This window comes from Streptomyces ficellus, assembly GCF_030406405.1.
GTDB classification, from domain to species: Bacteria; Actinomycetota; Actinomycetes; order Streptomycetales; family Streptomycetaceae; genus Streptomyces; species Streptomyces ficellus_B.
In genome coordinates this window covers 49915-59096 of sequence record NZ_JAUEPL010000044.1, presented here as the reverse complement: position 1 = coordinate 59096, position 9182 = coordinate 49915, and the positions used below count along the sequence as shown (strand labels likewise).

6 protein-coding genes are annotated in these 9182 nt (G+C 71.2%); all 6 read left to right on the top strand.

What is annotated here, in order from left to right; all coding sequences use genetic code 11:
• On the top strand, positions 1–1901 hold a 1901-nt coding region (locus QWM81_RS24365; RefSeq protein WP_290114471.1), incomplete at its 5' end, for a peptidoglycan D,D-transpeptidase FtsI family protein.
• A 17-nt stretch (positions 1902–1918) separates the two neighbouring features.
• Positions 1919–3637, top strand: coding sequence for a UDP-N-acetylmuramoyl-L-alanyl-D-glutamate--2,6-diaminopimelate ligase (locus QWM81_RS24360; RefSeq protein WP_290114470.1), 1719 nt, complete (start codon positions 1919–1921; stop codon positions 3635–3637).
• Positions 3638–3641: 4 nt separating this feature from the next.
• Complete coding sequence (locus QWM81_RS24355; protein WP_290114469.1) at positions 3642–5072, top strand: UDP-N-acetylmuramoyl-tripeptide--D-alanyl-D-alanine ligase; 1431 nt, start codon at positions 3642–3644, stop codon at positions 5070–5072.
• Positions 5069–6139 (top strand): phospho-N-acetylmuramoyl-pentapeptide-transferase, encoded by a 1071-nt coding sequence (gene mraY, locus QWM81_RS24350; RefSeq protein WP_290114468.1) that lies wholly within the window; start codon positions 5069–5071, stop codon positions 6137–6139. The genes QWM81_RS24355 and mraY overlap by 4 nt, the downstream gene beginning before the upstream one ends.
• The gene (murD, locus tag QWM81_RS24345) at positions 6121–7575 is read left to right on the top strand and encodes a UDP-N-acetylmuramoyl-L-alanine--D-glutamate ligase (protein WP_290114467.1); all 1455 of its coding nucleotides are present in this window, start codon (positions 6121–6123) and stop codon (positions 7573–7575) included. Before mraY ends, murD begins: the two co-directional genes overlap by 19 nt.
• Positions 7576–7821: 246 nt before the next feature.
• Positions 7822–9177, top strand: coding sequence for a putative lipid II flippase FtsW (gene ftsW / locus QWM81_RS24340; RefSeq protein WP_290114477.1), 1356 nt, complete (start codon positions 7822–7824; stop codon positions 9175–9177).
• Positions 9178–9182: the final 5 nt, after the last annotated feature.

Sequence of the window (9182 nt, the reverse complement as noted above, 5' to 3'; positions counted from 1 at the left end):
GGCCCGGCCGCCCCGCCGCCCGCCGCCTCCACCGGCCGGCCGCCCGGCCGCCCGCCAAGCCCCGCACCATCCGGCTCGGCAGCCCGCGCCCACGGCTGCGGCTGGTCAGCCTGGGGCTGACGCTCGTGATGCTGGCGTTCGTCGTACGGCTGCTCCAGGTACAGGCCGTCGACGCCGACGCGTACGCCGCCAAGGCCGAGAAGAACCGGTACCAGGAGTACACGCTGTCCGCCGAGCGCGGCGAGATCACCGACCGCGCCGGGATCGCCCTGGCCACGAGCGTCGACGCGTACGACATCACCGCCGATCCGAAGATGTTCACGCCCGAGGAGAGCAAGGCCCCCGACGCCCCGGAGCAGGCCGCCGCCCTCCTCGCGCCCATCCTCGGCAAGAACCCCGCCGAACTGCTCAGGAAGCTCAAGGCGCCCAATTCCCGCTACGCGCTGCTGGCCCGCCGGCAGACACCCCAGGTCTGGAACCAGATCAAGGACCTGAAAAACGTCTTCGCCGAGAAGGCCCGCACCGAGAGGACCAACGGCGGCACCGGCGTGAGCGTGCTCGCCGGCATCTTCAACGAGCCCAGCAGCAAACGCGTGTACCCCAACGGCACCCTCGCCGCCGGGATACTGGGGTACGTCAACGCCGACGGCCGCGGCGGAGGCGGCCTGGAGTCCATGCTCGACAACGAGCTCGCCGGCAAGGACGGCAAGATCAAGTACGCCCAGTCCGGCGGCCGTCGGGTGCCGACCGTGGGCGCCCGCGAGACCCCGGCCGTCCCCGGCTCCGACATCGAGCTGACCATCGACCGCGACATCCAGTGGGCCGCCCAGCGGGCCATCACCCAGCAGGTCACCGAATCCAACGCCGACCGCGGCTACGTGATAGTGCAGAACGCCCGGACCGGTGAGGTCCTCGCCATGGCCAACGCCCCCGGCTTCGACCCCAACGACCTCTCCCAGGCCAACGCCACGGCCATGGGCAACGCCGCCCTCCAGGACGCCTACGAACCGGGCTCCACGGCCAAGGTCATGTCGATGGCCGCCGTCCTGGAGGAAGGGGTCGCCACGCCGGCCACCCATGTCGTCGTGCCCAACCGGCTGCACCGGGGCGACCGGCTGTTCAAGGACGACATCGACCACCCGACCTGGTACCTGACGCTCAACGGCGTCCTCGCCAAGTCCAGCAACATCGGCACCATCCTGGCCACCGGCCAGCTCGGTCCCACCCAGGCCAAGGCCAACCAGGTCCTCCACTCGTACCTGCGCAAGTTCGGCATCGGCAGCCCCAGCGGCCTCGGCTACCCCGGCGAGACCGCCGGAATCCTCGCCAAGCCCAAGGACTGGTCCACCTCGCAGCAGTACACGATCCCCTTCGGGCAGGGCCTGTCCATCAACGCCATGCAGGCGGCATCGGTGTACTCCACGATCGCCAACGGCGGCGTACGCGTCGAGCCGACCCTGGTGCGCGGCACCAGGGGGCCGGACGGCCGCTTCACCCCGGCCCCCGCCCCCAAGAAGACCCGGGTCGTCAGCGAGAAGACCGCCAAGACCCTCGCCGCCATGCTGGAGTCGGTGGTCGACGACGAGGAGGGCACCGGCACCAAGGCCGCCATCCCCGGCTACCGCGTCGCCGGCAAGACCGGAACCGCCAACCGGGTCGACCCCGAACTCGGCCGGTACAAGGGCTACACCGCCTCCTTCGCGGGCTTCGCGCCCGCCGACGACCCGCGGATCACCGTCTACTGCGCCATCCAGAACCCCACCCGCGGCAGCTACTTCGGCGGCCAGATCTGCGGACCGATCTACAAGAAGGTCATGGAATTCGCCCTCAAGACCCTGCAAGTCGCACCGACCGGCAAACAACCCCCGCGGATGCCGGTCACGTTCAAGCCCGGCCAGTGAGCCGGCGGGAGCCCCCAGTGACAACGATCACCCCCGACCCCGGGAACCGTTCCGGCGGCCACGCGGCCCAGGCGCCCTCATTTAGCCCGATCACGGGTGCGCCCGGTACGCTCACCGCCGTGCCACACGCTGATCAGTCCCGAACCGCCCAGAAGGACGCCCCCGTGAAACACCCGGGAGCGCCCCGACCGGCCCAGGTCCGCCCCACACCCCTGGGCGAGCTGGCCGCCCACCTGGGAGCGCAGCCGCAACCGACCGGCGAGGTGACCGGGATCACCCACGACTCGCGGGCTGTGCGCCCCGGTGACGTGTACGCCGCCCTCCCGGGCGCCCGCGCCCACGGCGCCGACTTCGCCGGCCAGGCCGCGGACCTCGGCGCCGTCGCGATCCTCACCGACCCCTCCGGCGCCGAACGCGCCGCCGCGACCGGCCTGCCGGTCCTGGTCACCGAGGACCCGCGCGGCCGGATGGGCGAGCTCGCCGCCGAGATCTACGGCCGGCCCGGCAGCGACCTGCTCCAGATCGGGATCACCGGTACCTCCGGCAAGACCACCACGGCCTACCTCGTGGAAGGCGGCCTGCGGGCCGCCGGCCACCGCACGGGGCTGATCGGCACGGTCGAGACCCGCATCGGTGACGAGCGCCTCAAGTCCGAACGGACCACCCCCGAGGCCACCGATCTCCAGGCACTGTTCGCGGTGATGCGCGAGCGCGGCGTCGAATCGGTCGCCATGGAGGTCTCCAGCCACGCCCTCGTGCTCGGCCGGGTCGACGGCTGCGTCTTCGACGTCGCCGTCTTCAACAACCTCAGCCCGGAGCACATGGAGTTCCACTCCGGCATGGAGGACTACTTCCAGGCCAAGGCGCAGCTGTTCACGCCGCGCCGCTCCCGGCAGGGCGTGGTGAACTTCGACGACGAGTACGGAAGGAGGCTGGTCACAGAGGCCTCCGTCCCCGTGGTCACCTTCTCCGCCGAAGGCCATCCGGACGCCGACTGGCACGCCGAGGACGTCGAAATCGGCGCCCATGGGTCCACGTTCACCATCCGCGGCCCCAAGGGCGAGCGGATCGACGCGAGGGCCCCGCTGCCCGGCCCGTTCAACGTGGCCAACGCCCTGGCCGCCGTCGTCACCCTCGCGGTGGCCGGGATCGACCCGCAGACCGCCGCCGACGGCGTGGCCGCCGTACCCGGCGTACCGGGCAGGCTGGAGCGCGTCGACGCCGGGCAGCCCTACCTGGCCGTCGTGGACTACGCCCACAAGACGGACGCTGTCGAATCGGTCCTGCGCTCCCTGCGCAAGGTCACCGAGGGCAGGCTGCACATCGTGCTGGGCTGCGGCGGCGACCGGGACGTCACCAAGCGCGGCCCGATGGGCGCCACCGCGGCCCGCCTCGCCGACACCGCCGTACTGACCTCCGACAACCCCCGCTCCGAGGACCCGCTCGCGATCCTCGCCGCGATGCTCGCGGGCGCCGCCGAGGTGCCGATCCACGAGCGCGGCGAGGTCGTCGTGTACGAGGACCGGGCCGCCGCCATCGCCGCCGCCGTGGCGCGCGCCCAGCCCGGCGACACCGTGCTGGTCGCCGGCAAGGGCCACGAGCAGGGCCAGGACATCGCCGGCGTCGTGCGCCCCTTCGACGACCGCCAGGTCCTTCGCGAAGCCATCGCTGCGCGATACGCAGGCACGGAGCGCCCGGTGGAGCGCGCCAATCGATCCGAGAACAGTCAGGGATGAAGTAGTGATCGCCCTCTCCCTCGCCGAGATCGCCGAAATCGTCGGCGGGCAGTCGTACGACATACCGGATCCAGCCGTACTGGTCACCGGACCCGTCGTCATCGACTCCCGCCAGGTCGAGCCCGGCGCTCTCTTCGCCGCCTTCGCCGGCGAGAACGTCGACGGCCACGACTACGCGCGGCGCGCCATGGACGCGGGCGCGGCGGCCGTGCTGGCCACCCGCCCGGTCGGCGTGCCCGCCATCGTCGTGGACGACGTCCAGAGCGCGCTGGGCGCACTCGCCCGCGCGGTCGTCGGCCGTCTCGGCACGAAGGTCGTCGCGCTGACCGGCTCGGCCGGCAAGACCAGCACCAAGGACCTGATCGCCCAGGTACTCCAGCGCAAGGCGCCCACCGTGTGGACGCCCGGCTCCCTCAACAACGAGATCGGCCTGCCGCTCACCGCGCTGCGCGCCACCCAGGACACCGAGCACCTGGTCCTGGAGATGGGAGCGCGCGGAATCGGCCACATCCGCTACCTCACCGAGCTGACCCCGCCGTCGATCGGCCTCGTCCTGAACGTGGGCAGCGCCCACATCGGCGAGTTCGGCGGCCGCGAGCAGATCGCCCAGGCCAAGGGCGAACTGGTCGAGGCGCTGCCCCCGGCCGAACAGGGCGGCGTGGCCGTGCTGAACGCGGACGACCCACTCGTGAGGGCCATGGAAAAGCGCACCCACGCGCGCGTGATCCTCTTCGGGGAGGCCGACGAGGCCCACGTACGTGCCGAGAATGTCCGTCTCACCGGGAGCGGACAGCCCTCTTTCAGGCTTCACACACCCACCGGGTGCAGTGACGTGACCTTGCGCCTGTACGGTGAGCACCACGTGTCGAACGCGCTCGCCGCGGCCGCCGTCGCCCATGAGCTGGGCATGTCCGTCGACGAGATCGCCACCGCGCTCTCCGAGGCGGGCACCCTCTCCCGCTGGCGCATGGAGGTCACCGAGCGTCCGGACGGTGTGACGATCGTCAACGACGCCTACAACGCGAACCCCGAGTCCATGCGAGCCGCCCTGCGCGCGCTCGCGGCCATGGGCAAGGCCGCACAGGCCAAGGGGGGCCGTACGTGGGCGGTGCTCGGTCAGATGGCCGAGCTGGGCGACGAGGCGCTCGCCGAGCACGACGCGGTCGGACGGCTCGCCGTCCGGCTCAACGTCAGCAAGCTCGTCGCAGTCGGGGGCAGGGAAGCGTCCTGGCTGCAACTGGGCGCATATAACGAGGGTTCGTGGGGTGAGGAGTCGGTGCACGTGTCCGACGCGCAGGCGGCGATCGACCTGTTGCGCAGTGAGCTGCGCCCGGGAGACGTCGTGCTGGTGAAGGCATCCAGGTCGGTCGGGCTCGAGCGGGTCGCCCAGGCACTGCTCGACACCTCCACCGAGGGCGAGGTTGCCGGCCGATGAGGCAGATCCTCTTCGCGGGGGCCATCGGGCTCTTCCTGACCCTGATCGGTACGCCGCTGCTGATCAAGCTCCTGGCCCGCAAGGGATACGGGCAGTTCATCCGGGACGACGGCCCGCGCACGCATGGCAGCAAGAAGGGCACGCCCACCATGGGCGGTATCTCCTTCATCCTCGCCACCCTCATCGCGTACGCCCTCGCCAAGGTCATCACCGGCGAGGACCCGACGTACTCGGGTGTGCTGGTGCTGTTCCTGATGGCGGGCATGGGCCTCGTCGGCTTCCTCGACGACTACATCAAGATCGTCAAGCAGCGCTCGCTGGGTCTGCGGGCGAAGGCCAAGATGGCGGGCCAGCTGATCGTCGGTATCGCCTTCGCGGTGCTGTCACTGCAGTTCGCCGACAGCCGTGGCCAGACCCCGGCCTCCACCAAACTCTCCTTCATCACCGACTTCGGCTGGTCCATCGGGCCCGTGCTGTTCGTGGTCTGGGCGCTGTTCATGATCCTGGCCATGTCGAACGGCGTGAACCTGACCGACGGTCTCGACGGCCTCGCCACCGGCGCCTCGGTGATGGTCTTCGGCGCGTACACCTTCATCGGGCTGTGGCAGTTCCAGGAGTCGTGTGCCAACGCCACGACCCTGACCAACCCCAACGCCTGTTTCGAGGTGCGCGACCCGCTCGACCTCGCCGTCGTCGCCTCCGCGCTGATGGGCGCCTGCTTCGGCTTCCTGTGGTGGAACACCTCGCCCGCCAAGATCTTCATGGGTGACACCGGCTCGCTGGCCCTCGGCGGCGCGCTGGCGGGCCTGGCCATCTGCTCCCGTACGGAGCTGCTGCTGGCCCTCCTGGGCGGTCTGTTCGTCCTCATCACCCTCTCCGTGGTCATCCAGGTCGGCTCCTTCCGGCTGACCGGGAAGCGGGTCTTCCGGATGGCGCCGCTCCAGCACCACTTCGAACTCAAGGGCTGGTCGGAAGTCCTGGTGGTGGTCCGTTTCTGGATCATCCAGGGCATGTGCGTCATCGTGGGACTGGGCCTCTTCTACGCGGGATGGGCAGCCGAAAAGTGAGTACCTCCTGGCAGGGCAAGAACGTCACCGTCGCCGGTCTGGGCGTGAGCGGCATCCCCGCCGCCCGCGTCCTGCACGGCCTGGGCGCGCACGTCACGGTCGTCAACGACGGCGACGACGAGCGCTCCCGCGCGCAGGCGGAGCAGCTGGAGGCGGAGGGCATCACCGTCCGCCTCGGCGATGCCCGCGGCGGAGCCGCTATGGGACGCAGCCCCCTGCCGGAGGGCACCGAACTGGTCGTCACCACGCCCGGCTGGCAGCCGGACAAACCCCTGTTCGCCGCCGCCGCGAAGGCCGGGGTCGAGGTCTGGGGCGACGTCGAGCTGGCGTGGCGCCTGCGCGGCCCCGACGCCGCGCCCTGGCTGGCGGTCACCGGCACCAACGGCAAGACCACCACCGTACGGATGCTGGCCTCCATCCTCCAGGCCGCGGGCCTGCGGACGGCGGCCGTCGGCAACATCGGCGTCTCGCTCCTCGACGCCGTCCTCGGCGAGGAGCGGTACGACGTCCTCGCCGTCGAGCTGTCCAGCTACCAGCTCCACTGGGCGCCCTCCCTGCGCGCCCACTCCGCCGCCGTCCTGAACCTGGCCCCCGACCACCTCGACTGGCACGGCTCCATGCAGGCGTACGCCGCGGACAAGGGCCGCATCTACGAGGGCAACCAGGTCGCCTGCGTCTACAACGTGGAGGACAAGGCCACCGAGGAGCTGGTGCGCGAGGCGGACGTCGAGGAGGGCTGCCGCGCGATCGGCTTCACCCTCGGCACGCCGGGCCCCTCCCAGCTGGGAATCGTGGACGACCTCCTGGTGGACCGGGCCTTCGTCGAGAACCGGCAGAAGCAGGCCCAGGAGCTCGCCCAGATCTCCGACGTCACCCCCCCGGCCCCGCACAACATCGCCAACGCGCTCGCCGCCGCCGCCCTCGCCCGCGCCTTCGGTGTCGAGCCGAAGGCCGTACGCGACGGACTGCGCGCCTTCCGCCCCGACGCCCACCGCATCGAGCACGTCGAGGAGGTGGCGGGCGTCCAGTACATCGACGACTCCAAGGCCACCAACACGCACGCCGCGCAGGCCTCGCTCGCCGCGTACGACCCGATCGTCTGGATCGCCGGCGGCCTCGCCAAGGGGGCCACCTTCGACGAGCTGGTCAGCAAGTCGGCGAAGCGGCTGCGCGGCGTCGTCCTCATCGGCGCCGACCGCGCCCTGATCCGCGAAGCCCTCGCGCGACACGCCCCCGAGGTACCGGTCGTCGACCTGGACCGGACCGACACTGGGGCGATGCCGGCGGCGGTCCAGGAAGCGGCACGGCTCGCCCAGCCCGGGGACACGGTTCTGCTCGCCCCGGCCTGCGCCTCGATGGACATGTTCGCCAACTACAACAAGCGGGGCGAGGCGTTCGCGGACGCGGTCCGCGCCCTCGCCGCCGAGCGCGCCTGACAGCCACCGGTCCGGCCGCGCCGGGCACGACTGGAGGGGACAGCGACCATGCCGGCCGATGACGCCGCGTACGCACCGCACCGCGCGGGTCTCGCCTTGAACGGCCCCACCATGGGCGCCGCCTCGAACGGCCCCACCATGGGCGCCGCCTCGAACGGGACGCCCATGGTGGCCGCCTTGAAGGCCCCGACCATGGGCCCCGCCTCCGAAGGCCGGACCCTGGGCGCCGCTTTTCGCGTCCGCGCCATGGGTCTCGCCCTGCGCGGCCGCACCGCGGGGCTGCGGCGCCCGCCCGTCGCCCGCGGGGGCGGCCGGATCCGCGGGGCCACCTTTCCCCGGCCGCCGCGCGGCAGCGGGGCGCGGGGGCTGTACGAGCGGGCGCGCCGGGCCTGGGACCGCCCTCTGACCGCCTACTACGTCATCCTGGGCGCCAGCCTGCTGATCACGGTCCTGGGCCTGGTGATGGTCTACTCCGCCTCGCAGATCAAGGCGCTGGAGCTGTCGCTGTCCGACACGTACTTCTTCCGCAAGCAGTTCCTGGCCGCCGCCATCGGCACCGGACTGCTGCTGTTCGCCTCGCGGGTCCCGGCCAAGCTGCACCGGGCGCTGGCCTACCCGCTGCTCGTCGGCACGATCTTCCTGATGGTGCTCGTCCAGATCCCCGGGATAGGACACTCCGTCAACGGCAACCAGAACTGGATCTATCTGGGCGGCCCGTTCCAGCTCCAGCCCAGCGAGTTCGGCAAGCTGGCGCTCATCCTGTGGGGCGCGGACCTGCTCGCCCGCAAGCAGGACAAACGGCTGCTGACCCAGTGGAAGCACATGCTGGTGCCGCTCGTCCCGGTCGCGTTCCTGCTGCTCGGGCTGATCATGCTCGGCGGCGACATGGGGACGGCGATCATCCTCGCGGCGATCCTCTTCGGCCTGCTGTGGCTGGCCGGGGCCCCGACCAGGATGTTCGTCGGCGTCCTGACCGTGGCGGCCGCGATCGGCGTGATACTCATCAGGACCAGCGACAACCGGATGGCGCGGCTCGCCTGCATCGGGGCCACCGACCCCGGCCCCGGGGACTCCTGCTGGCAGGCCGTGCACGGGATCTATGCTCTGGCGTCGGGCGGATGGTTCGGTTCCGGGCTCGGTGCCAGTGTGGAAAAATGGGGCCAACTCCCGGAACCGCACACCGACTTCATCTTCGCCATCACCGGGGAGGAACTGGGGCTGGCGGGGACGCTGTCGGTGCTCGCCCTGTTCGCGGCTCTAGGCTATGCGGGTATCCGCGTGGCCGGACGCACGGAGGACCCCTTCGTGAGGTACGCCGCGGGAGGCGTGACCACCTGGATCACGGCCCAGGCCGTGGTCAACATCGGTGCGGTGCTCGGTCTGCTGCCGATCGCAGGTGTCCCTCTCCCGCTGTTCTCCTACGGAGGGTCCGCCCTGCTGCCGACCATGTTCGCCGTCGGGTTGCTGATCGCCTTCGCGCGAGAGGAGCCCGCCGCGAAAGCGGCCCTCGCCATGCGGCAGCCCGCGTTTGGTAAAAGGGCCGGGGTGAGTTGGAAGTCGATGCGACGGCGCGTCAAGAAGCGTCCGTCCGGAGAGCGGTGAATTTC